General features: G+C 73.7%; 25 protein-coding genes, 1 other RNA gene and 1 pseudogene. 13 read left to right on the plus strand and 14 right to left on the minus strand.

Annotated features, from left to right (window positions below):
• Positions 1-7 precede the first annotated feature (7 nt).
• Positions 8-1,087 carry a sialidase family protein gene (locus tag AB0F03_RS01750; protein WP_361985305.1) on the minus strand — a complete coding sequence of 360 codons (1,080 nt, stop codon included), beginning with the start codon at positions 1,085-1,087 and terminating at the stop codon, positions 8-10.
• Positions 1,088-1,195: 108 nt separating this feature from the next.
• On the opposite strand from AB0F03_RS01750, the gene AB0F03_RS01755 reads away from it, so the two are divergent.
• A complete protein-coding gene (locus AB0F03_RS01755; RefSeq protein WP_361985309.1) occupies positions 1,196-1,798 on the plus strand; it encodes a hypothetical protein in 603 nt (200 codons plus the stop codon).
• 35 nt (positions 1,799-1,833) lie between these two features.
• Here the strand turns inward: AB0F03_RS01755 and AB0F03_RS01760 are convergent, their stop codons facing one another.
• Positions 1,834-2,067 (minus strand): hypothetical protein, encoded by a 234-nt coding sequence (locus tag AB0F03_RS01760; RefSeq protein ID WP_361985312.1) that lies wholly within the window; start codon positions 2,065-2,067, stop codon positions 1,834-1,836.
• A gap of 58 nt (positions 2,068-2,125) precedes the next feature.
• Between AB0F03_RS01760 and map the strand changes: the two genes are divergently transcribed.
• Positions 2,126-2,983, plus strand: a complete 858-nt coding sequence (gene map / locus AB0F03_RS01765; RefSeq protein WP_361985315.1) for a type I methionyl aminopeptidase — start codon at positions 2,126-2,128, stop codon at positions 2,981-2,983.
• Positions 2,984-3,193: 210 nt separating this feature from the next.
• On the opposite strand, the gene AB0F03_RS01770 is transcribed toward map, so the two are convergent.
• On the minus strand, positions 3,194-3,841 hold the full coding sequence (locus AB0F03_RS01770; RefSeq protein WP_361985318.1) for a PhzF family phenazine biosynthesis protein: 648 nt from the start codon (positions 3,839-3,841) through the stop codon (positions 3,194-3,196).
• 134 nt (positions 3,842-3,975) lie between these two features.
• On the opposite strand from AB0F03_RS01770, the gene efeO reads away from it, so the two are divergent.
• The 4 genes from efeO to AB0F03_RS01790 are packed head-to-tail and all read left to right on the plus strand — an operon-like array spanning position 3,976 to position 8,225.
• Entirely contained in the window at positions 3,976-5,121 is a 1,146-nt protein-coding gene (gene efeO / locus AB0F03_RS01775) for an iron uptake system protein EfeO (RefSeq protein WP_361985321.1), read from the plus strand.
• Between the two features lie 16 nt (positions 5,122-5,137).
• The gene (gene efeB, locus AB0F03_RS01780; protein WP_361985324.1) at positions 5,138-6,397 is read left to right on the plus strand and encodes an iron uptake transporter deferrochelatase/peroxidase subunit; all 1,260 of its coding nucleotides are present in this window, start codon (positions 5,138-5,140) and stop codon (positions 6,395-6,397) included.
• Between the two features lie 3 nt (positions 6,398-6,400).
• On the plus strand, positions 6,401-7,273 hold the full coding sequence (gene efeU, locus AB0F03_RS01785) for an iron uptake transporter permease EfeU (RefSeq protein WP_361985327.1): 873 nt from the start codon (positions 6,401-6,403) through the stop codon (positions 7,271-7,273).
• Positions 7,233-8,225 carry a hypothetical protein gene (locus AB0F03_RS01790; RefSeq protein WP_361985329.1) on the plus strand — a complete coding sequence of 331 codons (993 nt, stop codon included), beginning with the start codon at positions 7,233-7,235 and terminating at the stop codon, positions 8,223-8,225. The genes efeU and AB0F03_RS01790 overlap by 41 nt, the downstream gene beginning before the upstream one ends.
• Positions 8,226-8,270: 45 nt before the next feature.
• Here AB0F03_RS01790 and AB0F03_RS01795 read toward each other — a convergent pair whose 3' ends face one another.
• The 5 genes from AB0F03_RS01795 to AB0F03_RS01815 form a co-directional block, all read right to left on the minus strand.
• Positions 8,271-9,008 (minus strand): bifunctional DNA primase/polymerase, encoded by a 738-nt coding sequence (locus AB0F03_RS01795; protein ID WP_361985810.1) that lies wholly within the window; start codon positions 9,006-9,008, stop codon positions 8,271-8,273.
• Between the two features lie 153 nt (positions 9,009-9,161).
• Complete coding sequence (locus AB0F03_RS01800; protein ID WP_361985332.1) at positions 9,162-9,776, minus strand: TetR/AcrR family transcriptional regulator; 615 nt, start codon at positions 9,774-9,776, stop codon at positions 9,162-9,164.
• 31 nt (positions 9,777-9,807) lie between these two features.
• Positions 9,808-10,809, minus strand: coding sequence for a small ribosomal subunit Rsm22 family protein (locus AB0F03_RS01805; protein WP_361985335.1), 1,002 nt, complete (start codon positions 10,807-10,809; stop codon positions 9,808-9,810).
• 92 nt (positions 10,810-10,901) lie between these two features.
• Positions 10,902-12,071 carry a serine hydrolase domain-containing protein gene (locus AB0F03_RS01810; RefSeq protein ID WP_361985338.1) on the minus strand — a complete coding sequence of 390 codons (1,170 nt, stop codon included), beginning with the start codon at positions 12,069-12,071 and terminating at the stop codon, positions 10,902-10,904.
• A complete protein-coding gene (locus tag AB0F03_RS01815) occupies positions 12,023-13,312 on the minus strand; it encodes a multidrug effflux MFS transporter (protein WP_361985341.1) in 1,290 nt (429 codons plus the stop codon). Before AB0F03_RS01815 ends, AB0F03_RS01810 begins: the two co-directional genes overlap by 49 nt.
• Before the next feature lie 104 nt (positions 13,313-13,416).
• Here AB0F03_RS01815 and AB0F03_RS01820 point away from each other — a divergent pair, with 104 nt between their 5' ends.
• Positions 13,417-14,490 (plus strand): Gfo/Idh/MocA family oxidoreductase, encoded by a 1,074-nt coding sequence (locus AB0F03_RS01820; protein WP_361985813.1) that lies wholly within the window; start codon positions 13,417-13,419, stop codon positions 14,488-14,490.
• A gap of 56 nt (positions 14,491-14,546) precedes the next feature.
• On the plus strand, positions 14,547-15,305 hold the full coding sequence (locus AB0F03_RS01825; RefSeq protein ID WP_361985343.1) for an SDR family oxidoreductase: 759 nt from the start codon (positions 14,547-14,549) through the stop codon (positions 15,303-15,305).
• 275 nt (positions 15,306-15,580) lie between these two features.
• On the opposite strand, the gene AB0F03_RS01830 is transcribed toward AB0F03_RS01825, so the two are convergent.
• Positions 15,581-16,825 (minus strand): serine hydrolase, encoded by a 1,245-nt coding sequence (locus AB0F03_RS01830; protein ID WP_361985346.1) that lies wholly within the window; start codon positions 16,823-16,825, stop codon positions 15,581-15,583.
• A gap of 121 nt (positions 16,826-16,946) precedes the next feature.
• On the minus strand, positions 16,947-17,273 hold the full coding sequence (locus AB0F03_RS01835; protein WP_361985349.1) for a nuclear transport factor 2 family protein: 327 nt from the start codon (positions 17,271-17,273) through the stop codon (positions 16,947-16,949).
• 136 nt (positions 17,274-17,409) lie between these two features.
• Between AB0F03_RS01835 and AB0F03_RS01840 the strand changes: the two genes are divergently transcribed.
• The 4 genes from AB0F03_RS01840 to AB0F03_RS01855 all read left to right on the plus strand — a co-directional run bounded on the left by AB0F03_RS01840 (position 17,410) and on the right by AB0F03_RS01855 (position 20,606).
• Positions 17,410-17,955 carry a DoxX family protein gene (locus AB0F03_RS01840; RefSeq protein ID WP_361985352.1) on the plus strand — a complete coding sequence of 182 codons (546 nt, stop codon included), beginning with the start codon at positions 17,410-17,412 and terminating at the stop codon, positions 17,953-17,955.
• 53 nt (positions 17,956-18,008) lie between these two features.
• Positions 18,009-18,347 (plus strand): MazG-like family protein, encoded by a 339-nt coding sequence (locus tag AB0F03_RS01845; RefSeq protein WP_361985355.1) that lies wholly within the window; start codon positions 18,009-18,011, stop codon positions 18,345-18,347.
• A 267-nt stretch (positions 18,348-18,614) separates the two neighbouring features.
• On the plus strand, positions 18,615-19,628 hold the full coding sequence (locus AB0F03_RS01850; protein ID WP_361985358.1) for a hypothetical protein: 1,014 nt from the start codon (positions 18,615-18,617) through the stop codon (positions 19,626-19,628).
• 153 nt (positions 19,629-19,781) lie between these two features.
• A complete protein-coding gene (locus AB0F03_RS01855) occupies positions 19,782-20,606 on the plus strand; it encodes an SDR family oxidoreductase (protein ID WP_361985361.1) in 825 nt (274 codons plus the stop codon).
• 59 nt (positions 20,607-20,665) lie between these two features.
• Here AB0F03_RS01855 and AB0F03_RS01860 read toward each other — a convergent pair whose 3' ends face one another.
• From AB0F03_RS01860 to AB0F03_RS01875, 4 genes and pseudogenes are all read right to left on the minus strand, one after another.
• Positions 20,666-21,883, minus strand: coding sequence for a M23 family metallopeptidase (locus AB0F03_RS01860; protein ID WP_361985363.1), 1,218 nt, complete (start codon positions 21,881-21,883; stop codon positions 20,666-20,668).
• A gap of 123 nt (positions 21,884-22,006) precedes the next feature.
• Positions 22,007-22,410: RNase P RNA component class A (gene rnpB / locus AB0F03_RS01865), an RNA gene on the minus strand.
• 67 nt (positions 22,411-22,477) lie between these two features.
• Positions 22,478-23,305 (minus strand): annotated as a pseudogene (locus AB0F03_RS01870) (DMT family transporter); the annotation flags it as partial.
• Positions 23,302-24,180 (minus strand): AraC family transcriptional regulator, encoded by an 879-nt coding sequence (locus AB0F03_RS01875; protein WP_361985366.1) that lies wholly within the window; start codon positions 24,178-24,180, stop codon positions 23,302-23,304. The pseudogene AB0F03_RS01870 and the gene AB0F03_RS01875, both read right to left, overlap by 4 nt.
• Positions 24,181-24,368: 188 nt before the next feature.
• Here AB0F03_RS01875 and yaaA point away from each other — a divergent pair, with 188 nt between their 5' ends.
• Positions 24,369-25,151, plus strand: a complete 783-nt coding sequence (gene yaaA / locus AB0F03_RS01880) for a peroxide stress protein YaaA (protein ID WP_361985369.1) — start codon at positions 24,369-24,371, stop codon at positions 25,149-25,151.
• Positions 25,152-25,188: the final 37 nt, after the last annotated feature.

Consider the following 25,188-nt stretch of genomic DNA (forward strand, 5'->3'; position numbering starts at 1 on the left):
CAGCGGCTCAGGTCAGCCGCTGTACGGGCACCCGGCGGAAGGTGATCGTCTCGTAGGCGCCGAAGTCGCCGGTCTCGTACAGCAGCCCGACCGTGTGCCGGTCGACGCGGACCAGGTCGGAGTAGGCGGCGGGCAGCCCGTCGACGGTGAACGCCGTGCGCCAGGTGGTGCCGCCGTCGGCGGAGGCGCGGATCGTCATCAGGGCGCGGGCGGCCGGGTCGGCCGGACCCGAGTACAGGAGCAGGTCGGGGTCGCGGAGCTGGAGGAGGGAGGCCTCGCAGACCGGTGCGCTCAGCCCGGCCTGCGGGCGGAAGGGCTTCACGAGGGTGCGGCCGCCGTCCCTGGAGTGGGCGTCGGCGCGGTTGCCGGGCGAGGGCGAGTCGTTGCGGGTGTTGAGGTAGACACGGCCGTCGGGGAGTTCGGCGGCGGTGGTCTCGTTGACGTTGACGTAGCCGTCGGTGTTCTCGTCCACGTAGCCGAGGTACCAGTTCGCGCCGCGGTCGTCGCTGAGCAGGCAGTGCCCGCTGTTGTAGCGGGCCTCGGCGCCGGTGTCGGTGCCGGTGCCGGTGGGCGGCAGGGTGTGGTTGGCGGGGACGAGGACGCGTCCGCCGCTCAGCTGGAGGGCGTGCCCGGGGGTGGTGGCGTACCAGCGCCAGCCGGGCTTCTTCACCCGCGCGGTGATCTCCGTCGGCGCGGACCAGGTGAGGCCGTCGTCGTCGCTGTGCCGCACCCATACGCGGCGTCCGTCGGCGTCCTTGACCTGCCCGCGCAGGATGGCGGCCTCGGTGGCCGAGGCCGCGGCGCGGATGTGCACGAGCAGGATGCGGCCGGTGTCGAGCACGACGGGCACGGGGTTGCCGGCGAGGTTCTTGCCGTTGCTCGCCGCGACCAGGAGCGGCCCCCAGGTCCGGCCGCCGTCCGTGGACCGCCTCAGCACGATGTCGATTCGCCCGTGGTCGGCCGGGGAGTCGGCCCGGCCCTCGCAGAACGCGAGCAGGGTGCCGGCTCCGGTGGCGACGACGGCCGGGATGCGGAAGGCGGCGTACCCGTCGTGGCCCGCGCGGAAGGGGACGGTCGCGTCGGTCATGGACGGCTCCTCACTTCTGACGGAACGGGCCCCGTCCCCTTCCCCGGTCGGGCGAATTCCGGGTGAACTCCATGTCACGAACGGCCGGTTCCGGCAGGATGCGGTCGCATGGACGCCGTACGGGTCGCGTTGCTGCGGGAAGTGCTCGCCGGAACCGAGTGGCTGGGCGCCACCCGCAGATTCGCGGGGCTGCTGCGCGGGTCGGTGGTGGCGCACGGGGGCGGGCTGCTGTTGGTGGGCACGCCGGCGTACGAGCCGTGGCATCTGGCCGCGCATCTGGTGGACGAGGCCGCGTGGTCGGGCACACCGGAGCTGGCCCCGACGCTCGTACGGCACCACGTGCGCCCCTGCGATCCCGCGCACCTGGCCGTCGGGCCGGGCCGGATCGCGGCGGCGCGGCGCGGTGACACCCTGCTGGTCGTGGCGCCCGAGGAGCCCGCGTCGCTGCTGGAGCGGGTGCACGACGCCCGGCGGGCCGGGGTGACGGTGCTGGCGCTGGGCGCGGGCGGGGGCGAGCTGGCCGCGATGGCGCACGACACGCTGGCCGTGCCCGAGGGGGCGGAGCTGGACCTGGACAGCGTGCAGCACCTGGTCGGTGCGGCGGCCGGGGAGAACCCGGCCGGGGAGCGCCCGCGGGGCCGGCGTCATCTGCGGGACCGCCTGTCGAGGCTGGCGGAGGCGCTGACGGCACCCCCGCCGGCCCCCTGGTGAGCCCCGCCGGGCCGGCCGGGGCGGCGCGGGCCGGGTCAGTCGTCCTGGGTGTCCTGGCCCGTCGGCGCATCGTGCCAGCGCGGGTCGTTCTCCCACTGGAGGTTGCGCTCGCGGGCGGCCTCCATCGCGTGCCCGGCCTCCTGGGCGGAGGCGTAGGGGCCGAAGCGGTCCTTGCCCGGGCAGTCCGGGCCCTCCTCGACCTTCTGGTGTTCCAGGCAGTAGTACCACTCGCCCGGCTTGCCGGCGGTGTGCTTCTTGAACAGGGCCATCGACAGCTCCTCTCGCCACCGTCATGTTCCCCCATGTCCGCTCGCTAGACTCGCCGGTATGTCTGGCCAGTCGCTGCTCGTACCGGGGGAGCTGTCCCCCATCCGCCCGGTCCCCGGAAACATCCGCCGCCCCGAGTACGTCGGCAAGCCCGCGCCGGCGCCGTACACCGGGCCGGAGGTGCAGACGCCGGAGACCGTCGAGGCCATGCGGACCGCCGGCCGGATCGCCGCGCGGGCGATGGCGGAGGCCGCGAAGATCATCGCTCCCGGGGTCACCACGGACCGGCTCGACCAGGTCGCCCACGCGTACATGTGCGACCACGGCGCCTACCCGTCCACGCTCGGCTACCGCGGCTTCCCCAAGTCGCTGTGCACCTCGGTCAACGAGGTCATCTGTCACGGCATCCCCGACTCGACGGTCCTCAGGGACGGCGACATCGTCAACCTGGACGTGACGGCGTACATCGGCGGGGTGCACGGCGACAACAACGCCACCTACCTGGTCGGCGAGGTGGACGAGGAGTCACGGCTGCTGGTGGAGCGGACGCGGGAGGCCCTGGACCGTGCCATCAAGGCCGTCAGGCCCGGCCGGCAGATCAACATCATCGGCCGGGTCATCGAGTCGTACGCCAAGCGCTTCGGCTACGGCGTCGTCCGGGACTTCACCGGGCACGGCATCAACTCCTCCTTCCACTCCGGCCTGATCGTCCCGCACTACGACAGCCCGCACGCGACGACGGTCATGCGGCCCGGGATGACCTTCACGATCGAGCCGATGCTGACGCTCGGGACGCACGAGTACGACATGTGGGACGACGGCTGGACGGTCGTGACCAAGGACCGCAGGCGGACCGCGCAGTTCGAGCACACGCTGGTGGTGACGGAGACCGGCGCGGACATCCTGACCCTGCCGTGACGCCGCACGCCCGTGGGCCCGCCCTCTCCGGAGGGCGGGCTCCTTCTTCGACCGGGAGGGGACGGCCGGGCCCCCCGCCGCGTGCGGGAGGGACCCGGTCCCGCTCGGCGCAGGCAGTCGCCACGGCGGGCACGTCCCCGTTCGTCATCGTGCGCACACGCGGATCCACCCGAACGGGGGTGTACGGGGCCACCCGGACGCGCGCACGTGTCAGCGTTCGAGGAACACCCGCCCGCCGATCTCCGTCCAGCCGTGCGGCTGCGGGGCGGTGAGGATCTGGGAGCCCGCGCCCTGGGCGATGTTCAGGGCGCGGCCCAGCCGGTCGGTGAGCAGCAGCGCGGCGGCGCCCGTCGCCTCGTCCTCCCCGGCGTCCGCCTCCCCGTCCGGGAAGGCGCGGGCACGCACCCGGCCGGCCGCCTCGTCCTCCCAGGCCCAGGCGTAGAGCGCCGCCCCGGCCGGCGCGGGCGCGCCGAGCGCGTCCACCTCGGCGGCGCCGGCGTACCGGCGCAGGGTGCGCGGCGCCGCCCACTCGGCGCGGGCCTCGATCCAGCTGAACTCGCCGTCCAGCCGGGCCCCGACGGCACCGGCGGGCGTGACCAGCTCCGGCACGTCGAGCAGCCAGGCCGTGCCGACACAGGCGTGCACGGCGAACGGCGGGCGCCGGGCGGGGGTGTAGAGGTCGATCACCCCGCGCTCGGGATCGTCCACGAACACGGTCGTGCCGAAGCCGAGTTTGGCGGCGAGGGCCTGCCGCTCGTCGCGCTCCGGCATCCGCGAGCCGTCGCGGACGACACCCAGCTCCTTGCCGTACCCGCCGTACGGCCCGCAGAAGACCCGGAGTACGTCGTATGCAGTCACCGGGAGATTCAATCACCGACTCCGTACCTACCGTGATCTTCCGATGAGAGCTGAATCACGACCCGCACGGTTCTGGGTGAGGTAAGCCTCATGTAAGTTAGGGCAGCCTCACCAATGAGATCCGGGAGCCCTGCATGCGAGCCGTCCGACTGACCGTCACCGCCGCCGCCACCGCGGCCGCTCTGACCGCCCTCTCGGCCTGCACCGCGAAGAGTGACGCCAAGGACGGCGCGGCCGTCCGGGTCACGGCCGCCGACTCCACCTGCCGGACCTCCACCAAGTCCGTGCCGGCCGGCCAGGTGACGCTGAAGATCGAGAACAAGGGCTCCCAGGCCACCGAGGTCGAGATCCTCTTCCCCGACGACCGCATCGTCTCCGAGAAGGAGAACATCGGACCGGGCACCCGGTACACGCTCACCGCCGAGGTGAAGGCCGGATCGTACGAGGTCGCCTGCCGGCCCGGCATGAAGGGCCACGGCGTCCGGCAGAAGCTCACCGTCACCGGTGGCGGCGGCAGCGCACGGCGCGACCCGAAGCTGGACACCGCGGTCGCCGAGTACCGCCGGTACGCCCAGGACCAGGCCGACGAGACGCTGCCGCGGACCGAGACGTTCGTGAAGGCGGTCAAGGCCGGCGACCTGGACGCCGCGAAGAAGGCCTACGCCGTCTCCCGCCTGGGCTGGGAGCGCACCGAGCCGGTCGCCGAGTCCTTCGGTGACATCGACCCGAAGGTCGACGTCCGCGAGGACGGCCTGGAGGACGGCCAGAAGTGGACCGGCTGGCACCGGCTGGAGAAGGCCCTCTGGCACGGCAAGAAGATCGGCGCCGAGGAGAAGGCCCTCGCCGACCGGCTGGTGACGGACCTGGAGGACTGGCAGAAGCGGGTCGGCAAGGCCGAGATCACCCCGACGTCGATGGCCAACGGCGCCAAGGAACTCCTCGACGAGGTCGCCACCGGCAAGGTCACCGGCGAGGAGGACCGCTACGCGCACACCGACCTCGTCGACTTCAAGGGCAACGTCGAGGGCGCCCAGAAGGCGTACGAGCTGCTGAAGCCGGTCGCCGCGCACAACGACCCGGCGCTGACCCGGGAACTGGACAAGCAGTTCACGACCCTGGACGCGCTGCTGGACACCTACCGCACGAACCCGGCCGACAAGACGGGGTACGACTTCATCTCCTACGACAAGGTCGGCAAGGACCGCCGCAAGGAGCTGTCGGACGCGGTCAACGCGCTCGCCGAGCCGCTGTCCAAGCTCGCCGCCGCGGTCGTGAAGTAAGCAGAGGGGCAGGGCGATGACCGAGACCCAGGGCAGCACTCCGTCGCGTCGCGCGCTGATCGGCTGGGGCGGGGCCGGGCTCGCGCTCGGGGCCGCCGCGGCCGGCGGCACGGTGGCGATGACCAGGGCGGGCGATGACGTGGACCCGGTGGCCGCCGAGACCGGCGGCGCGGTGGAGTTCCACGGCGCCCACCAGGCCGGCATCGCCACACCGGTCCAGGACCGGCTGCACTTCGCCGCGTTCGACGTGAAGACCGACGACCGCGACGCGTTCGTGCAGATGCTGAAGGACTGGACGGCGGCGGCCCGGCGGATGACCGCGGGCAAGGCGGTCGGCGAGGGCGCCTACGGCGGCCTCGCCGAGGCCCCGCCGGACGACACCGGCGAGGCACTCGGGCTCAAGCCGTCCCGGCTGACGCTGACCATCGGGTTCGGGCCCTCCCTCTTCGACCGGTTCGGGCTGAAGGACAGGCGGCCCGAGGCCCTGGTCGACCTGCCCGCGTTCCCCGGCGACAACCTGGACAGGTCCCGCACCGGCGGCGACCTGTGCGTCCAGGCCTGCGCGGACGACCCGCAGGTCGCCGTGCACGCGATCCGCAACCTCGCCCGCATCGGCTTCGGCAAGGTCGCCATCCGCTGGTCGCAGCTGGGCTTCGGCAAGACGTCCTCGACCACCCCGGGCGCGCAGACCCCCCGCAACCTGATGGGCTTCAAGGACGGCACCCGCAACATCGCGGGCACCGAGACCGACCGGCTGAAGAAGTTCGTGTGGGTCGGCGACGGCGACGGTGACACCCGGACGGACTGGATGACCGGCGGCTCCTACCTGGTCGCCCGGCGCATCCGCATGAACATCGAGACCTGGGACCGCAGCTCCCTCCAGGAGCAGGAGGACGTGTTCGGCCGGGACAAGCGCGAGGGCGCCCCCGTCGGCAAGGCCCACGAGCACGACGAGCCGTTCCTGAAGGCGATGAAACCGGACGCGCACGTGCGTCTCGCCCACCCCGACTCCAACAACGGGGTCACCATCCTGCGCCGGGGCTACTCGTTCACCGACGGCACCGACGGCCTCGGCCGCCTCGACGCGGGCCTGTTCTTCCTGGCCTACCAGCGGGACGTGCGCAAGGGCTTCATCCCGCTCCAGCGCAGGCTGTCGGTGCACGACGCGCTCAACGAGTACATCCAGCACGTGGGTTCGGCGGTCTTCGCGGTACCCCCCGGCGTCCGGGACTCCGGCGACTGGTGGGGCCGCACGCTGTTCTCGAAGGAGGCGTAGCCCGTGTTCTCCAACTACCTGATCGGCCTGCGCGAGGGACTGGAGGCGTCGCTCGTCGTCTGCATCCTGATCGCCTACCTGGTCAAGACCGGCCGCAGGGACGCCCTGAAGCCCATCTGGATCGGCATCGGCATCGCGATCGCCATCGCCATGGGCTTCGGCTTCGCCCTGGAGTTCGGCTCCCAGGAGCTGACGTTCCAGGCGCAGGAGGCGCTCGGCGGCTCCCTGTCGATCGTCGCCGTGGGCCTGGTGACCTGGATGGTGTTCTGGATGCGGCGCACCGCCCGGCACCTGCGGTCGGAGCTGCACGGCAGGCTGGACGCGGCCCTCGCCCTCGGCACGGGCGCGCTCGTCGCCACCGCGTTCCTCGCGGTCGGCCGGGAGGGCCTGGAGACCGCGCTGTTCGTGTGGGCTTCGGTGCACGCGGCCTCCGACGGCACCCCGCGCCCGCTGATCGGCGTCGCCCTCGGCCTCGCCACGGCCGTCCTCCTGGGCTGGCTGTTCTACCGCGGCGCCCTGAAGATCAACCTGGCGAAGTTCTTCACCTGGACCGGCGGCATGCTCGTCGTCGTCGCGGCGGGCGTGCTGGCGTACGGCTTCCATGACCTCCAGGAGGCCGACTGGGTCCCGGGCCTGACCCACCTGGCCTTCGACATCAGCGACACCGTCCCGCCGGACAGCTGGTACGGCACCCTGCTGAAGGGCGTGTTCAACTTCCAGCCGGACCCGACGGTCGTCCAGGTCTCGGTGTGGGCGCTGTATCTGGTCCCGGTGCTCGCGTTGTTCCTCTCCCCGGTAGGGTTCGCCTCCGGAAAGGGGAAGGTGAAGCAGCCGGATGACCAGGGAACGCAGCCGTCGACGGCTTCGCAGGCGTGACCGGAACGCACTCATAGCGGCCTCGCTGACCGCTATGTCGGTGACGGCGAGCGGCTGTGTGGTGGTGCACGGGGAACGCGTGGTGCTCCCGGCCGCCACACGTGCCGAGGCCGCCAGGGCGCTGACCGCGTTCACCGACGCGTACAACGAGGCCGACAAGGCCTACGACAGCTCCCTGGAGGCGCCCTACGTCACCGGCGCCGTCGCCGACATCGACTCCGCCCGGCTGAAGGCCGGGCACACCAACAGCCCCTCCGGGAACGCCCGGCACACCCCGCTGGCACTGACGGACGTCACGTACACCATCCCGAAGAAGGCCGGCTGGCCGCGCTGGTTCGTCGCCGACGCCCGGAGCAACAAGGGCGGTGCCGTCCGCTGGGTGCTGGTGTTCACCCGTCACGGCCAGGGCGAGCGGTGGCAGGTGGCGTACCTGACGCTCATGGCGCCCGGCGCCGTACCGGAGTTCCGTACGGACAAGGACGGCTGGGCCGAGGCCGTACCGGCGGGCGCCGCGGGACTGGCCGTGCGGCCGGACGCATTGAGCGCCTCGTACACGTCGTACCTCAAGAACGGCGGCGGGACCTTCGCGGACGGCCGCGACACCAGCGTGCTGCGCGCGGACCGCAGGAAGGCGGCCGAGAAGCCCGGCCTGGTCCGCCAGTTCATCGACGAGCCGCTCACCCACGGCGACTACGCGCCGCTCGCGCTGCGCACGTCGGACGGCGGGGCGCTGGTGTTCTTCACCACGCACCACTTCGAGAAGCGGACCGCCTACCCGGGCGCGAGCGTGCCGATCCCGAGCAAGGACGTGCGGGCCCTCGTCAAGGGCGACGTGAAGCAGTCCCTGACGCTGGAGTCGATGGCCGGAGAGGCCGCGCTGGACCCGCCCGCCGGCGGCCCGGTACGGATCCTCGGCCGCATCCAGGGCCTGACGGGCGGACAGGGGTCCTGAACGCGCGGGGCTCGTGCACGCCGGCGCGGGACAGGGCCGGTGGGGTCAGTGGCGCGGGGGCCAGGCCGCGGCCGGGTGGACGGGCTCCTCGGCCGCGTACCGGGCGCACGCGTCGGTGAGCGCCTCCAGCAGGGTCAGCGGGTCGGGCAGCGGCTGCTCCGGGCCCCGCACCCAGCGCACCCGGCGGTCGTCACCGGGGAGCCGGGCGGGCGGCACGAGGACGTAGGAACCGCGGCAGTGCCAGCGCAGGCCCGGGTGCTCGTCCATCGTCTCGGGGTGGCAGTCCAGCTCGCAGGGCCACCACTCGTCCTCGACCTCGGGGGTGCCGCGGGTGAGGGTGAAGAACAGCATGCGGCCGTCGTCGCTCTCGGCGACCGGGCCGACCTCCACACCCGCGCCGAGCAGCCGCTCCATGGCCTCGCGGCCGGCCTCCAGGGGCACGTCCAGGACGTCGTGCACCATGCCGGTGGCGGTGATGAAGTTGGCCTGCGGCTGGTGCCGGGCCCAGCGCTCGATCTGGCCGCGCTCGGTGGTGGACTGGGTCTGCCAGGCGAACGACACGGGGTGCCGGGCCGGGGTGGGACAGCCGACGCGGTCGCAGGAACAGCGGTAGCCGGGGGCGGGGTGCGCGGCGGGGGCCAGCGGCAGGCCCGCCCCGGCGGCGGCGAGCAGCAGGGCCTCACGGCCGTCGTCGCCGGCCGCGGCTCCCTTCGGGCGGCGCCCCGGCAGCCACCGGGAGAGTTTGCCCTGGAGACCGGTCCGGCCGCCGAACGTCGCGCTCATCTGTCCCCTCGCCTCGTCGTGTGCGGACAGCATGCCTCATCGCCCTATCTTCCCTCCGCCCCGGGACCCCCGGGGACAGTTCCGGCCCAACCGGGCGAGACAACCCTCACAGCCCGCCCGGGACACCGGACCCGGCGGGACGGGTGCCGCGGCTCAGCGGGGTGCGATGCCGTGCAGCGCGTACTCGACCAGGGTGTCCGTGTACGCGTACGAGAGCGGCCCGGTCCGCTGGAGCCAGCGCTGCGCCAGCGGCGAGACGAACAGCTCGAGGGCGATCCGCGGGTCGACGTCGGCCCGTACCGCCCCGGCGTCCCGTGCCGAGCGCAGCCGGTCGGCGTACAGCTGGAGCTGGGGTTCGAGGAGCTTCGCCACGAACTCGCGGCCCAGCTCCTCGTTGACCAGGCCCTCCGCGGCCAGCGCCCGCGACGGCGCCTCGAAGCGGGGGTCGAGCAGCTCGTCCACCGTGGCCCGGAGCACCGCCCTGAGGTCGGCGGCCAGGTCACCGGTGTCGGGGATCGCGTAGGTCTGCTGCCCCGCCTCCCGGGCCGCCTGCCCGGTGAGGTCCAGGAACGCCTCCAGCAGGACGTCCGCCTTGGACGGCCACCACCGGTAGATCGTCTGCTTGCCGACGCCGGCGCGGGCGGCGATCGCCTCGACGGTGGTCCTCGGGTAGCCGACCTCCCCGACCAGGGCGAGGGCGGCGGCGTGGATCGCCCGGCGGGACTTCTCGCTGCGGCGGGCGGCGTCAGGGGCGGACTTGTCGACCATGGGACCGAAAGTAACAAGGGGCGGCGGCGGACTACGACACGGAGCCGCCCGGCGGCCACGCATCGCCCCAGTCGGTGTCCCGGGCCGCCCGGTACAGCTCGCCGTGGCGCTTGGTCACCGTCGTCCGGGTCAGCCGCTCGTCGGCCTCGCACAGGTCGAGCAGCACCTGCCCCTTGCGGATCTGCGGGCGCCGGACCACGCGGGCGGGGGCCGGTGCGGCGGGCAGCCGGGTGGCGGCGACGTAGGCGAACTTCTCATCCTCGTACGCCAGCGAGCCGCCCTTGACCTGGCGGTGCAGGGAGGAACGGCCGACCCGGGCGGTGAAGTGGCACCAGTCGGTGCCGGGGGCGATCGGGCAGGCGGCGCTGTGCGGGCAGGGCGCGGCGACACGGAAACCGGCCCCGATGAGCCGGTCGCGCGCCTCGATGACCCGCTCGTAGCCGGCGGGGGTGCCGGCCTCGACGATCACGACGGCCTGCGCGGCGCGCGCGGCGGCGTCGACGAGGGCGGCCCGGTCGGCCGCGGCGAGTTCGTTGAGGACGTACGACACCGTGACCAGGTCGGTGTCGTCCAGGGTGAGGCCGGCGCCGATCCGGGCGCGCTGCCAGCGGGCGCCCTCCAGGGCCGGGTTCGCGGCGGCCAGCTCCCGGCCGAGGGCGAGCGCGGGCTCCGCCCAGTCCAGCACGGTCACCGGGCGGGTGCCGTCCCAGGTGGCGGTGACCGCCCACGTCGCGGCGCCGGTGCCGCCGCCGACGTCCACGTGCCCGGCGGGCGCCCAGCCGGGCACGGCGTCGGCGAAGGCCGCGAGCGCCGAGCGGACCGCCTCGAAGGTGGCCGGCATCCGGTAGGCGGCGTACGCGGCGACGTCGGCACGGTCGCGGAGGATCGGCGCGTGGGTGGGGGTGTCGCCGCGGTAATTGGCGATCAGCCGCTCCACGGCTCCGGCGACCCGCGAGGGCGGCAACCCGGCCAGCAGCCCGGCGAGGGCGCCGCGCAGAGTCTCGGCCGGGGACGGGGATACGGGGTGGTTCACCTGCCGATTGTACGAGGGCGGGGGGTGACGGTGGGGCGGGAGGGGCGGGGTGCGAGGTGGCGGGAGGGCGGTGGCGGGCCCCGGCGCCGGGTTCAGATCACCGCGCGGGCCAGTCGGGTCGCCAGGGCCGCCCTCGGGCCGCTGTCCGCCGGCCGGCGTCGCGGGTGGACGGTGTTCGCCAGCAGCACCAGGAACGTGTCCGTCGCCGGGTCCAGGACCAGCGACGTGCCGGTGAAACCGGTGTGGCCCGCCGCCCCGTGGCCCGCCAGTTCGCCCATGAACCACGGCTGGTCCAGGACGAAACCCAGCCCGGGCGGGGTGAACAGCAGCTCCACGAAGTCGGGGCCGAGGATGCGCGCGGGGCCGTAGGAGCCGTCGGCGAGCAGGGCGCGGCAGAAGACGGCCAGGTCGGGCGCGGTCGAGAAGAGGCCCGCGTGGCCGGCGACCCCGCCGAGCGCCCAGGCGTTCTCGTCGTGGACCACACCGCGCAGCATGCCCCGGTCGGCCTTGGCCCAGGGCCGGCGCTGGTCCTCGGTGGCCGCGGCGCCGGGGCAGGGCCCGAAGGCGGTGGCGGTCATGCCGAGCGGGCGGGTGATGCCCTCCTGGACGAGGACGTCGAGGGGGCGGCCGGTGATGCGCTCCAGGACGAACTGGAGCAGGAGCATGTTCAGGTCGGAGTACCGGTAGGCGCCCGGTTCCGCCGTCGGGGCGGTGTTCCGCAGGAGGGCGAGGCGGGCGCGCTCGTCGGGGCAGTCGTACAGCGGGAGTTCGGGGCGCAGCCCGGAGGTGTGGGTGAGCAGCTGGCGCACGGTGACGCCGTAGGCGGCGGCTCCGGTGAACTCGGGCAGGTAGGCGCCGACCCGGGCGTCCATGCCCAGGGTGCCGCGTTCGATCTGCTGCACGGCGGCGACGGCGGTGAACAGCTTGGTGAGGGAGGCCAGGTCGAAGGGGGTGTCGACGGTGGCCGGGACCCGGGAGTCGGACGGCAGCGCGACAGCGTTGTCGGACTTCGGGTCGTAGGCGCGGTAGCGCACCGCCCAGCCCGCGGCCTCGGCCACGGCGACCACGGGGCCGCGCCCGGCCACCACGACGGCGCCGGCCGCCCAGGGGCGGACACCGGTGGTGAGGGCGTGCACGTCGTCGGTCAGACGCTCGAGCTCCGTGGGGTCGAGCCCGGCTCGCTCGGGTGTGCCGGTACGCAGTCTCGGTGCGCTCAGTTGTCCGCTCCCTCCGGCGCCGTACGGGTGTTCCAGGGACGGCACATTCCCACGAAGCAGGCCGCGGCGACCAGTGCGCCCGCCAGTTGGACGATCGCCATGGGGACGGCGGTGTGTTCCCCGGCGATGCCGACGAGCGGGGAGGCGACCGCGCCGACGAGGAAGGAGGTGGTGCCGAGCAGCGCGGAGGCGGAGCCGGCGGCGTGCCGGGTGCGCAGCAGGGCGAGGGACTGGGCGTTGGGCAGGGTGATGCCCATGGCCGACATCAGGACGAACAGGGCGGCGGAGACGGGCGCCAGGCCGACGTCGCCGAAGGTGCCCGTGGCCATGAGGAGCAGGGCGGTGGCGGCGAGCACGATGATCGCGAGGCCGGTGGCGAGGACCTTGTCCAGGCTGACCCGGCCCACGAGCACCTTGCCGTTGATCTGGCCCGCGATCATCAGGCCGACCGAGTTGACGCCGAACAGCAGGCTGAAGGTCTGCGGGGAGGCGCCGTAGATCTCCTGGATGACGAACGGCGAGGCGGATATGTAGGCGAACAGCGCGGCGAAGGCGAAGCCGCCGGCCAGCGTGTAGCCGGTGAAGGGCAGGTCGGCGAGGAGGCCGCGCATGGCGCGCAGGGCCTGTCCGGTACCGCCGCCGTGGCGGTCGGCGGGCGGCAGCGTCTCGGGCAGCCGCCACCGGACGACGGCGGCGAGCAGGGCGCCCACGACGGTGAGGACGGCGAACACGCCCCGCCAGTCCGTCACCCGGAGGATCTGCCCGCCGATCAGCGGCGCCACGATCGGGGCGACTCCGGAGATCAGCATCAGGGTGGAGAAGAAGCGGGCCATGGCCACCCCGTCGTACAGGTCGCGTACGACGGCCCGCGCGATGACGATGCCGGCCGCGCCCGCGAGGCCCTGGGCCAGCCGGAAGGCGACCAGGGTCTCGACGTTCGGGGCGAAGGCGCACAGGGCGGTGGCGAGGACGTAGACGGCGAGGCCGGCCAGGAGCGGGCGGCGGCGGCCCCAGCGGTCGCTCATCGGGCCGACGACCAGCTGGCCGAGCGCCATGCCGGCCAGGCAGGCGGTGAGGGTGAGCTGGACGGTGGCGGCGGGGGCGTGCAGGGAGCGGGTGACCTCCGGCAGGGACGGGAGGTACATGTCCATGGCCAGCGGGGGCGTGGCGGTGAGGCCGCCGAGGACGAGGGTCACGAGCAGGCCGGTCCGGCGGTCGGCGGGTGGGCCCGGCGCGGTGGACGGGTGCTCCGTCCCGGGTGTCTGTGCCGCCGCGTGCTCGGGCATGTGTCCCTCCCTCTCGTACTGGACCGGCTCTCGTACTGGACCGGCACCTATGCTCTCAGCTCGTACACACTGCCGAGGTACACGTGAGCGAGGGTGGGGCGGGCATGGCGGAGCGGGGCGTGCGGTGGGGGATCCTGGCGACCGGCGGGATCGCGGCGGCGTTCGCGGCGGACCTGGTGGCCGCGTCGGGTGACGGCTCCGTGGCGGGGCCGGCGCCGGAGCTCGTGGCGGTGGCGTCGCGCCGGCCCGAGTCGGCGCGGGCGTTCGCCGACCGGTTCGGGGTGGCGCGGGCGTACGGCGACTGGGAGTCGCTGGCGGCGGACGAGGACGTCGACGTCGTGTACGTCGCCACTCCGCACACCGCGCACCGGGCGGCGGCCGGGCTGTGCCTGGCGGCGGGGCGGAACGTGCTGTGCGAGAAGCCGTTCACGCTGAACCTGCGCGAGGCGGAGGAACTCGTCGCGCTGGCGCGGGAGCACGACCGCTTCCTGATGGAGGCGATGTGGATGTACTGCAACCCGCTGGTGCGGCGGCTGAAGGCGCTGGTGGAGGACGGGGCGATCGGCGAGGTGCGCACGGTGCAGGCGGACTTCGGGCTGGCCGGGCCCTTCGCCGCGGACCACCGGCTGCGGGACCCGGCGCTGGGCGGCGGGGCGCTGCTGGACCTGGGCGTGTACCCGGTGTCCTTCGCGCAGTTGCTGCTGGGTGAGCCGGACGGGGTCGCCGCGAGCGCGGTGCTGTCCCCGGAGGGCGTCGACCTCCAGACGGGGGCCGTGCTGTCCTGGGACGGCGGCGCGCTGGCCTCGCTGCACTGCTCCGTCGACGGCGCTACGGCGGCCACCGCCTCGGTCACCGGCTCACGCGGCCGGATCGACGTCCCGTCCGGCTTCTTCCACCCGGACCGGTTCGTGCTGCACCGGGACGGCCGTGACGCCGAGGAGTTCACCGCGGACCCGGCCGACGGGCCGCGCGACAGCATGCGGCACGAGGCGCGGGAGGTCATGCGGGCGCTGCGGGCGGGCGAGAAGGAGTCGCCGCTGGTGCCGCTGGAGGGCACGCTCGCGGTGATGCGCACGCTGGACGCGGTGCGGGAGCGGACCGGGGTGCGGTATCCGGGGGAGGCCGGGGCGCGGTATCCGGGGGAAGAGCGGGCCGGCGTCGCCGGACAGCCGTGTTAACCGTATGGCGGACACCTGATTCCGTATGACGGATCTGCCGCCTAGGCTGCGGAGCCATGACCGACAGGCAATCGAAGATCGCGGTGGTGACCGGGGCGGGCTCCGGCATCGGACGGGCCGTCGCCGTGGAGCTGTTGCGCCACGGCTGGTCGGTGGCGCTCGCCGGCCGGCGTGCCGGGACGCTGGCGGGGACGGCGGCGCTGGTGCCGGAGGGCACCGCGCTCGCCGCGCGCACCGACGTGTCCCGCCCCGAGGACGTGGACGCGCTGTTCGCGGCGGTCGTGGAGCGGTTCGGGCGGGTGGACCTGCTGTTCAACAACGCGGGGACCTTCGGGCCCGGCGGGGTACCGGTCGAGGACCTGCCGTACGACGCCTGGCGACATGTGGTGGACACCAACCTCAACGGCGCGTTCCTGTGCGCGCAGGCGGCCTACCGGCGGATGAAGGAGCAGGACCCGCGGGGCGGCCGGATCATCAACAACGGTTCCGTCTCGGCCCACACGCCCCGCCCGCACTCGGTCGCCTACACCGCGACGAAGCACGCGCTGACCGGGCTGACCAAGTCGCTGTCGCTGGACGGGCGGCCGTACCGCATCGCGGTCGGGCAGATCGACATCGGCAACGCGGCGACCGACATGACGGCCCGGATGGAGACCGGCGCGCTCCAGGCGAACGGCGAGGTGACCCCGGAACCGGTGATGGACGTGGCCGATGTGGCGCGCACGGTGCGGCACATGGCGGAGCTGCCGCTGGAGGCGAACGTGCAGTTCGCGACCGTACTGGCGACCGGGATGCCGTACATCGGGCGCGGCTGAGCCGGGCAGCGCCCGCCCGCCCGCTTGTCGTGCGGGAACCGGAATTTGAACATCCGCGCTATTGCGGCCGTTCACGCCCGTGTGCTCAACTTTCCTCCACCAGAGCTTCACAGTTGACGCACCGACGTTCCGCAGCCACTCCCCGGGGGGAAGGCGGCGGCCGTTCCACCGGACCGGAGTTGGGGGTGAGCCACGCGGCCGACCGCGGGGCACACGCCGGCGGGTGGAACGACCGCCGCGCACCGCTCGGCTCACGTGACCGCCGCCCCCTACGGTCAGTTCCGGTGACGGCCTCCCGGCGCACCGCCGCCGCCCTTGCGGCGCTCACCGCCCTTGCGGGCCGCACTCCCCGCGCCGCCCTCGGCGGCCCCGCCGTTCACCGGCGTCCGCGTCCGGCGCCGGCGCAGGGCCCAGGCGCCGGCGCCCAGCAGGGCCGCCGCCCCGGCCGAGCCCTCCGCCAGCCCCCACCCCGAGCCGTCCCCGGACCCCGCACCGGGCGCGCCGGCCGCCGCCCGTACCGGCTTCCGCGCGGGCGGCGGACTCGCCTTCACCCCGCCCTCGCTGAGCGGTGCGACCAGCAGACCCACCGCCTGCGCGGAACGCCCGTGCCCGAAGCCCCAGTCGAGCAGCGCGGCGGTCTCCTCGTAGACGGCGTTCCCGCCGGCCCCGGGATGCATCACGGTGACCAGCAGGGTGCGCCCACCCCGGGTGGCGGCACCGGTGAAGGTGTTGCCGGCGTGGCTGGTGTAGCCGTTCTTGACCCCGATCAGCCCGTCGTACGTCTTCAGGCCCCACGCCCCGGTCAGCAGGCGGTCGGTGTTCTGGATCTGGAAGGTCTTCCTGCCGCCCGCCGGGAAGTCGGCGGTCCGCGTGCCGCAGTACCGGCGGAACGCGGCGTCCTTCAGACCGTGGCGGGCGAAGAGCGTCAGGTCGTACGCCGAGGAGAGCTGCCCCTTGTGGTCGAAGCCGTCGGGGCTGACCACATGGGTGTCCAGGGCCTGGAGGTCCGCGGCCCTGGCCTGCATCTGGGCGACCGTCCGGGCGATGCCGCCGTTCAGGTGGGAGAGGACGTGCACGGCGTCGTTGCCGGAGCGCAGGAACACGCCCTGCCACAACTGCTCGACGGTGTAGGTGATGCCGGGCTTGACGCCGACGAGGCTGGAGCCGGCCGGGACGTCCGCGAGGTCGGCGTCGGTGACCCGGTACCGCTCGGCGGGGTCCAGCCGCTCCAGCACGGTGTCCGCGAACAGCATCTTCAGGGTGGACGCGGGCGGCAGGCGCCGGTGCGCGCCGAAGGAGGCGAGGACCTCGCCGCTGTCGAGGTCGGCGACCAGCCACGAGCGGGCGGTGAGCTTCCCGGGCAGTCCGGCGGCGCCGCTCACCTGGACGCCGGCGCGGGCCAGCCGCTCACCGCCGACCACCCCGGTCGCGGCGGCGGCCCTGGTGGCCGTGGAGAGGGGGAGGGCGGCGGCCGTCAGCCCGAGGACGGCACGCCGGCTGAGCCGGGAACTTTCACGCACCCGGGGACCGTACACCGCGCCGGGCGGAGGTCCGGCGCGCGGGAGGGCCACGGGGCCGGGGAACGCGCCACCGGAGCAATGTCCGGTGCGTCACCGCCGTTTCCCGGCACCCGGTCGCCCGTCAGGCCTGCCCGGTCTCGAAGCGCGAGATCCGCCCGTCGTCCTCGACCGTGAAGACCCACTTGGTGCGCATCTCGCCCCAGGTGTCGTTGCGGTAGCGGGCGAGGACGGTACGGCCGCCGTCCGACTCGTTGTCGACCTCCAGGTGCCCGTGGGAGGAGAAGATCTCCCGGTCGGCCCAGTCGGCGAGGTCACGGTCGGAGCCGTCGTCGCACATGGTCGCACCGGGCGCCAGGAGCGACATGAAGCCCTCCAGGTCGTGGGAGTTGACGGCGTGCACGAAGGCCCTGACGGCCGGATCGCTGAGCCGGGTCGGCTGAATCGTCATGGCGTCAGGCTCACACCGCTCCCCCGGGGCCGCCACCCGAACGGCAGCCAGCGGGGGCCGGGCGGTGCCGGGGGTGCCAGGCTGGAACGCGGGAGGGAGCCTGTCCGCCTGTCCGCCTGTCCGCCTGGGAGTCATCGTGAGCTGTTACGACCGACGTGATCTTGGCCTGTTGCTGCTCCGGCTGGGCAGCGGCGGGGTGCTGGCCGCTCACGGCACGCAGAAGCTGTTCGGCTGGTTCGGCGGCTACGGCCTGGAGGGCACCGGCCAGTTCATGGAGTCCGTCGGCTACGCGCCCGGCAAGGCCAGCGCCGCGGCGTCGGGCCTGGCGGAGACGGGCAGCGGCGTCCTGCTGGCACTGGGCCTCGCGACCCCGGCGGCGGGCGCGGCGGCGGCCGGGGCGATGGCGGGAGCGGCGGCCGTCCACGTACCCCACGGATTCTTCGCCCAGGAGGGCGGCTACGAGCACCCGGCGGTCCTGGGCCTGGTCGGGGCCGGCCTCGCCGTCACCGGACCGGGCCGCCTCTCCCTCGACCACGCCCTGGGACACGTCCTCGACCGCGGCTGGATGGTGCCGGCCGCGCTCGGCGTGACGGCCGCGGTGACGGCCGTGGTCGTCGGCGCCCGGACCAGGCGGGTACGGGCGCGGGCGGCGGGCGAACAGGAGACCCTGTTCGAGGAGTGACCGCCGCCCGGGAACGGCCGACACCGCCTTGTGGGCATGGCAGGCTGCGGGACATGAGCGATCAGACCTCCGCCGCCGGCCTCTGGCCCGCCGTCGACTCCCTGTGGACCCGCCTGGAGGCCGCCGGCACCCAGGGCGGCCGGGACGGCGTGCTGCTGCGCATCCTCAAACTGTCCGAGGAGGTCGGCGAGGTCGCCGAGGCGGTCATCGGCGCGACCGGCCAGAACCCGCGCAAGGGTGTCACCCACACCTGGGACGACGTACAGGCGGAACTGTGCGACGTGGCGATCACGGCCCTGGTGGCACTGCGCACCCTGACCCCGGACGCCCGGCAGGTCTTCGAGCACCACCTCGAGAAGGTCGGGTCCCGTCCGCTCGACCACCCGGCCTGACACCCGGTCCCCTCAGCCGCGGGGCCGCCGTTCGACGCAGCCGTTCGACGCAGCCGTTCGACGCTTCGGCGGACGCTCCGGCCGGTATTCCGGCCGGTGTTACGACATCGCATGACGGGGGCAACCTTGTGAGCGACTGGTGAGTCTCCTGATCGACCACACCGTGGTCGGATTCACGAGGAGACCATCATCAGTGCCATACGCAAGACCCTGACCGCCACCGCCGTCGTCGGTGCCGTCCTCGCGGGCTCCGCCGCCTGCGGAACGGTGGAGCAGCTCTCCGCCGGCAAGAAGCTCGACCGGGCCTTCGAGAAGCTCGGCAAGAAGAACACGCTCTCCTTCGAGCTCGACGTGGACACCAACGTCGCGTCCTTGAAGGCGCTGGACGCCAAGTCCCGGCCCGCGCCCGGCGAGGAGATCCCGGACGACGCGGCCAAGCTGATCAGCGGCGCGAAGATCACGGTCACCGTGCAGTCGAAGAAGCCGATCGACGAGTCCGACGAGAAGGACCTCGTCGGCATGGCCATGAAGGTCAGCAGCCCGGACGGCGACCTCGCCGAGTACCGGGTGATCGGCGACAACACCTACATCCGTGCCGACATGGACACCATCGGCAAGCTGTCGGGCAGTCCCGTCCCGTCCGCCGCGGACCTGCCCCCGGAGGCCGGGGCGATGAAGAACGTTCTCGAGGGCAAGTGGGTGAAGTTCGACACCAAGGCGATGCGGAAGGCCACCGCCGACGGCCAGGGGTCCGAGGACAGTCCCGCGCCCGGTCCGTCCCTCGACGCCAAGACGCAGAAGAAGCTCGTGAACGCCGTCCGCGACGTCGTCGCCCGGCACGTGCACCTCAAGTCGGCGGGCGGTGGGAACGGCACCGAGCACGTCCTCGCCACGGCCCCCTTCCGCACGCTCGTCACCGAGCTGTTCGGCAAGATCCGCCCGCTGGTGAAGGACCTGCCGCCGGGCATGGAGCTGCCCACGGCCAAGGACCTGAAGGACGCCCCCGACGCCAAGGTGACGGCGGACTTCACGCTCAAGAACGGTGAGCTGACCGAGGTGGACGTGGACCTCGCCAAGCTGGCCGAGAACGCCAAGGTCAAGAAGCTCGGCCTGACGGTGCGGCTGGGCAAGGGCACCAGGCCCACCGTTCCGGCGGGCGCCACGAAGCTGGACCTGAACGAGCTCATGCAGGGCTTCTTCGCCGGCGGCCCGGGAACGGGCGATGCGGACTTCGCCGAGAGCGACCTCACCGACCAGGGCGTCCCGCAGGACGCGTCCTGACCACACCGGACGCGTACGGAGCGGGCTCCCCGCCCGCACGGTGGGCGACCGTGCGGGCTCCCGTTCCGCGGCCCCTGGCTGGAAGTCGCCGGTGGTGGAGCCGCCGCTCCTAGAGTCGGACGCTCCAGGTGATCTCTGTGAAGGGGGGCCGCGTTGGCGGACAAGCGGGTTGTCGTCGTGACCGGCGGAGGCACGGGCATCGGGGAGGCCACGGCCCGGCTGTTGCGCGAGGGGGGCCACCACGTGGTCGTCTCCGGACGCCGGCCCGAACCCCTGCGGCGCCTCGCCCGGGAGATCGGCGCGCTGGCGTATCCGTCCGACGCCGGGGAGCCCGACGCGGCCGAGGGGCTGGTCCGGGCGGCCCTGGACGAGCACGGGCGGATCGACGGAGTGGTGCTGAACGCCGGGATCGGGCGCGGCGGAGCCGTGGGGGACCTGTCGCTCCAGGACTGGGACGACGTGATGCGCACCAACGTCACCGGTCCGCTTCTGCTGCTGCGCGCGGCCCTTCCGCACCTGCTGGAGTCCAGGGGAGCGGTGGTCGCCGTCGCCTCGGTCTCCGCGCTGCGCAACGGCGCGAGCAACGCCCCGTACGCCACCTCCAAGGCGGCTCTGCTCCAGCTCTGCCGTTCCGTGGCCGTCGACTACGGGCGGCACGGGGTGCGTGCCAACACCGTGTGCCCCGGCTGGGTACGGACCGAGATGGCCGACCGGCGCATGGCGCGCTTCGCCGAGGAGGCCGGTCTGCGCGGTGGAGTGGAGGCCGCGTACGAGGAGGTGACCAGGTCGCTGCCCGCGGGACGGCCGGGCGAGCCGCGCGAGATCGCGCAGGCCATCGACTGGCTGCTCTCCCCGGCGGCGTCCTACGTCAACGGCGCGGTGCTCACCGCCGACGGCGGCACGACAGCTCTCGATCCGGGCACCCTGGCGTTCGACTTCCACCTCACGCCACGCGACGACGCCGGCGCCGGCCGCTGAGCACCTGCGGCACGGGGGGGAACGGCGCCGGGCGGGGGCCGTCGACCCCGCGCGGAGGCCTAGGTGCGGACGGTCCGGCCCCGGCACAGGGGCCCCGTGACGTCCGTGAACTCCAGATCGAGCCCCAGGCCGTCACGTTCGGCGTGGATGTGCAGGTGGGGCTCCGTGCTGTTACCGGAGTTGCCCACCTCGCCGAGCACCTGCCCGGCGCGCACCGGGTCGCCCGTCGTCACCGTCACGGTGCCGCGGCGCAGATGGGCGAGCTTGACGATCTCGGCGCCCGTGTCGATGAACACGTGGTTGCCGTAGGGGGGCTGGTATCGGATGGTGCCGGGTTCCTGGTCGTCGATGTGACCGGCGGCGGAGACGACCGTGCCGTCGCACGGTGCGTGCAGGATCTGCCCGTACACGAGAAAACTCCCGTTCCCCGCGCGCGTGCCCGCGCCGCGTGCTCGCGCACCGCCCGGACCGACCTGGATCACGTCCAGGGCGCCGCGCTGCTCGGGGAAGGGCGTGTGATGGTTCAGGCCGGGTCCGCCGCCTTGGACGATGTACCAGTTCCCACCCTGGAGAGGGAAGGTGAGAGGCCGCGACACGGCACTCCCCCAGCGATGGCGCCGCGCCCGGACCAGGAACCAGCCGAAGACGGCGACCAGGGCCGCTCCCACGACCGGTTCGGCCTCGCCGCCGCCGGACATGGGCAGCCACGGCAGCCGGCACGCGGAGGCGAGGCCCACCAGCGCGCCGGCCTCCACGACCCGGCGTATCCACCACGGCAACCGGGCCGGGGCACCCCAGCCCGCCAGCATCAGGTACCCGGCCGCGACGATGAGCAGGCGCCCGCACCAGGCGATGCGGGAGGGAGCCTGCCAGCACGCGTCGATGCGCACGGCGAGGAGCAGCACCCACACGGCCCGCACGAGGGCGGCGCGCACCCCGGGGGGAATGCGCAGGCGCGGCACGCGGTACGCGCCCGGGGAGATCAGGAGCCCGTCGAGCACATGACCGTCGCCGGTGGTGGCGAAGGCGAGGGCGCGCCCCCTGGTGCCTTCGATCACCAGCCCGTCGGGGTTGTCCCGTACACCGGTGATGTCACCGACCCGTTCGCGGGTGCTCTCCAGGATCCGGTCGAGCCGTTCACCCCCCACGGCGGCGACCACACGCGGCGCGAGCGACTCCCGGTGTGCGCGCTCGGCGGTGAGGAACCTGTACAGGATGTCGGCCGCCGAGTGCCCCGTGCGGCCGGAGTCCGCCGGCTTCCCCGTTTCCTCACGCATCGGCCGCACCGATCATCAACAGTCCGCAGCACACGAAACCCATGCACGTCATGATGCCCGCCGTGCGGAAAGGGCCTCCGATGTGGGTCGGAGGCCCTTCGTGAAGCGAAGTCGCGGGTGGGGCAGACGAGTCGGGCTGTACGCCGGGTTCTGTTCCCCGGTCGCCTCGCGGCGGCCGGGGCGACGGCCATCCATCTAGGGCCGGCGTTGCCGCCGGCCTCGTGCGGTCTACCCGCGGACTCGGGCGGGCAGCCCTCGAACGTCCGCGCAGAGCGCGTTCTACGGCGCTCCTCTTGACCTTGCTCCGGGTGGGGTTTACCTAGCTGCCCAGGTCACCCTGGGCACTGGTGGTCTCTTACACCACCGTTTCACCCTTACCGAGGACCGAGATCCCCGGCGGTCTGCTTTCTGTGGCACTGTCCCGCGGGTCACCCCGGGTGGCCGTTAGCCACCACCCTGCCCTGTGGAGCCCGGACGTTCCTCGGGGAGTCCCCTGAGGGATTCCACGCGGCCGTCCGCCCGGCTCGTCTGCCGTGCCGACCATGGTACCGGGCGTGTGCCGCGCCGCGGACCGGCGGCCGTCGCCAGGACCGAGCCGGCGAGGATGAGCGCGAAGGCGGCCAGTACGGGCAGGGTCAGCGGCTCGTCCAGGAAGAACGCGCCCGCCGCCACCGCCACCGCCGGGTTCACGTAGGTGATCACGGTCGCCCGGGTCGGGCCGGCCTCCCGGATCAGTTCCAGGAACGCCACGAACGCCACCGCCGTGCAGATCACGCCCAGACCGGCCAGCGCGGCCAGGACCGTGGCGGACGGGACGGCCGCCGGGCGCGTGAGCACGGCCACGGGGGCGTAGACGAGCGCGGCCAGGGTCAGGCAGGCGGCGGTGAGGTGGAGGGACGGGACCTCCTTGAGACGGCGGGCGGCGATGAGGGGCGCCGTCGCGTAGCCCAGGACGGTCAGCAGGACCTCCACCAGCGAGCGCGCGTCCCCGCCCGTGAGGTGCGGCAGGGTCAGGACCGTCACGCCGGCGAGGCCCAGCGTCAGGCCGGTCACCCGGCGGACGCCCAGGTGTTCGGTGTCCCCCAGCAGCCGCGCCCCGATCACCCCCACGATGGGTACGCCCGCGATCAGCAGCCCGGCCGTCGAGCTGGACAGGTGCCGTTCGGCGTCGGTGAGGGTGAACCAGGGGACGATGATCTCCAGCACCGCGAAGGCCAGCAGGGGCCGCCAGTGGGCCCGTACGGACGCGGGCAGGCCGCCCTGACGCACGGCGAACGGGAGCAGCAGGGCCGCACCGAGCGCGCAGCGCGTGAACACCACCACCGGCGGGGACACCTCGTCCACCGCCACCTTGATCATCAGATAGGGGATGCCCCAGACCACTCCCATCAGGGAGAACAGGAACCAGCCGCGTGCAGTCATGGGGTCGAGTCTCGGCCGGTGCGCCCCACGGTGTCTTGAACGCTGTTGCGGTAGAGCGCCGGGGTCACCCCGAGCACCCGGCGGAACCAGCGGGTCAGGTGTGCCTGGTCGGCGAAGCCGACGAGGGTGGCGACCTCGGCCGGGCGCAGGCCGGTGTCCAGCAGGGTGCGGGCGCGGGCGACCCGGTGCTGGGCGAGCCAGGCGTACGGGGGTATGCCCATGGTCGTGCGGAAGGCCCGCAGGAGCTGGTAGCGGGACAGGCCGAGGTCGGTCGCGAGGAGGGCGAGGGACGGCGGGTCGGCGAGTTCGCCGGCGAGGCGGTCACGGACCGTACGGGCTATGGCGGCGGCGCCGGGGACGCGGTCGGGCACCGGGCGTGCCGTGGAGTGGCGCCGGGCCAGGGCGGACAGCAGCCAGGGCAGGCGGGACTCGGTCTCCAGCGGGTCGGGGCAGGCGCTGAGTTGTGTGTGGGCGGTGCGCAGGGCTCTGACCAGCGTGGGGTCGTCGATGAGGGGCTCGCGGAAGTGCGACAGGCCGCCGCGGAGGCCGTCGGCCAGCAGGGACGGCTCGGCGTACAGGGCGAGGTAGGCGTAGCCGTCGGTGGAGTTGCCGGGACCGCCGGTGTGCATCTCGCCGGGTTCGAGGACGATGATCGTGCCCGGTCCGGTGCGGACGTGGCCGCCCCGGTAGGCGATGACCTCGGAGCCGCCGACGCAGACGCCGATCGTGTACTCGTCATGAGCGTGCGGGGCGTACACGTGCCGCCGGAAGTTCGCGGTCAGCAGGTCGAGCGGGGGCCCGCACCGCCCCAGCCGGGCCCGCGTCCACCGCGCCCGCTCCCCCGGTCCCTGCTCCACCCGCTCCTGCTCCCCCATCGGACTCCCCCTCGCCGTGCCGTCTGCCACGGTCCAACGTCCGCGGGGTCCGCTTCCATGCCGCGTGCCGGCTCCGCACCGCACCGGGCCGGGCCGTGACGTGGGTGCGGACGGCCGCCGACGCCGGGGCGAGGCCGTACCGGTGGTACGCCGTACCCTGGCGCGGAGGTCTACGTGAGGAGTACGTGTTGCTGGTCCTGCTGCCCCCCTCGGAAGGCAAGGCGAGCGCGGGTGAGGGCGCCCCGCTGGAGCTGGAGTCGCTGTCCCTGCGGGGGCTGACCGGCGCGCGGGAGGCCGTGCTCGCCGAACTGGTCGAGCTGTGCGCCGCCGACGAGGAGAAGGCCCGCGAGATCCTCGGGCTGAGCGAGGGACTGCGCGGCGAGGTCGCGAAGAACGCCGGGCTGCGCACGGCCGGCGCCCGCCCCGCCGGGGAGATCTACACCGGCGTGCTCTACGACGCCCTCGGCCTGGCCACGCTGGACGCGGCGGCGCGGCGGCGCGCGACGGGCTCGCTGCTGGTCTTCTCTGGGCTGTGGGGTGCCGTGCGGGTCACCGACCGCATCCCCTCCTACCGCTGCGCGATGGGCGTGAAGCTGCCGGGACTGGGCGCGCTGGCCGCGCACTGGCGCGCGCCGATGGCCGAGGTGCTGCCCGCCGCGGCTGCCGAGGGCCTGGTGCTCGACCTGCGGTCCGCCGCCTACGCGGCGGCCTGGAAACCGAAGGGCGAGGTCGCCGGACGGACGGCGACGGTACGGGTGCTGCACGCGCCGACCCGGAAGGTCGTCAGCCACTTCAACAAGGCGACGAAGGGCCGGATCGTCCGCGCCCTGCTGACCGCCGGGGCGGTGCCGGACAACCCCGCCGAGCTGGTGGAGGCGCTGCGGGGCCTGGGCTACGTCGTGGAGGCGGAGGCGCCCGGGAAGGCGGGCCGGGCGTGGTCGCTGGACGTGCTGGTGGACGACATCCACTGAAGCGTTGTTGCACCATGCGCAACGCTCGTTGCGGGTG

This window comes from Streptomyces sp. NPDC028722 (genome assembly GCF_040637655.1).
In the GTDB taxonomy this organism is placed as follows: Bacteria; Actinomycetota; Actinomycetes; order Streptomycetales; family Streptomycetaceae; genus Streptomyces.

Bases quoted from the DNA above. Each gene is read 5' to 3' on its own strand.
- efeB (WP_361985324.1), top strand. From the start codon at position 5,138: ATGACCGAGACCCAGGGCAGCACTCCGTCGCGTCGCGCGCTGATCGGC.
- AB0F03_RS01825 (WP_361985343.1), top strand. From the start codon at position 14,547: ATGACCGACAGGCAATCGAAGATCGCGGTGGTGACCGGGGCGGGCTCC.
- AB0F03_RS01845 (WP_361985355.1), top strand. From the start codon at position 18,009: ATGAGCGATCAGACCTCCGCCGCCGGCCTCTGGCCCGCCGTCGACTCC.
- AB0F03_RS01790 (WP_361985329.1), top strand. From the start codon at position 7,233: ATGACCAGGGAACGCAGCCGTCGACGGCTTCGCAGGCGTGACCGGAAC.
- efeO (WP_361985321.1), top strand. From the start codon at position 3,976: ATGCGAGCCGTCCGACTGACCGTCACCGCCGCCGCCACCGCGGCCGCT.
- AB0F03_RS01820 (WP_361985813.1), top strand. From the start codon at position 13,417: ATGGCGGAGCGGGGCGTGCGGTGGGGGATCCTGGCGACCGGCGGGATC.
- map (WP_361985315.1), top strand. From the start codon at position 2,126: ATGTCTGGCCAGTCGCTGCTCGTACCGGGGGAGCTGTCCCCCATCCGC.
- AB0F03_RS01875 (WP_361985366.1), bottom strand. From the start codon at position 24,180: ATGGGGGAGCAGGAGCGGGTGGAGCAGGGACCGGGGGAGCGGGCGCGG.
- AB0F03_RS01755 (WP_361985309.1), top strand. From the start codon at position 1,196: ATGGACGCCGTACGGGTCGCGTTGCTGCGGGAAGTGCTCGCCGGAACC.
- AB0F03_RS01860 (WP_361985363.1), bottom strand. From the start codon at position 21,883: ATGCGTGAGGAAACGGGGAAGCCGGCGGACTCCGGCCGCACGGGGCAC.
- AB0F03_RS01760 (WP_361985312.1), bottom strand. From the start codon at position 2,067: ATGGCCCTGTTCAAGAAGCACACCGCCGGCAAGCCGGGCGAGTGGTAC.
- AB0F03_RS01795 (WP_361985810.1), bottom strand. From the start codon at position 9,008: ATGAGCGCGACGTTCGGCGGCCGGACCGGTCTCCAGGGCAAACTCTCC.
- AB0F03_RS01800 (WP_361985332.1), bottom strand. From the start codon at position 9,776: ATGGTCGACAAGTCCGCCCCTGACGCCGCCCGCCGCAGCGAGAAGTCC.
- AB0F03_RS01835 (WP_361985349.1), bottom strand. From the start codon at position 17,273: ATGACGATTCAGCCGACCCGGCTCAGCGATCCGGCCGTCAGGGCCTTC.
- AB0F03_RS01750 (WP_361985305.1), bottom strand. From the start codon at position 1,087: ATGACCGACGCGACCGTCCCCTTCCGCGCGGGCCACGACGGGTACGCC.
- AB0F03_RS01815 (WP_361985341.1), bottom strand. From the start codon at position 13,312: ATGCCCGAGCACGCGGCGGCACAGACACCCGGGACGGAGCACCCGTCC.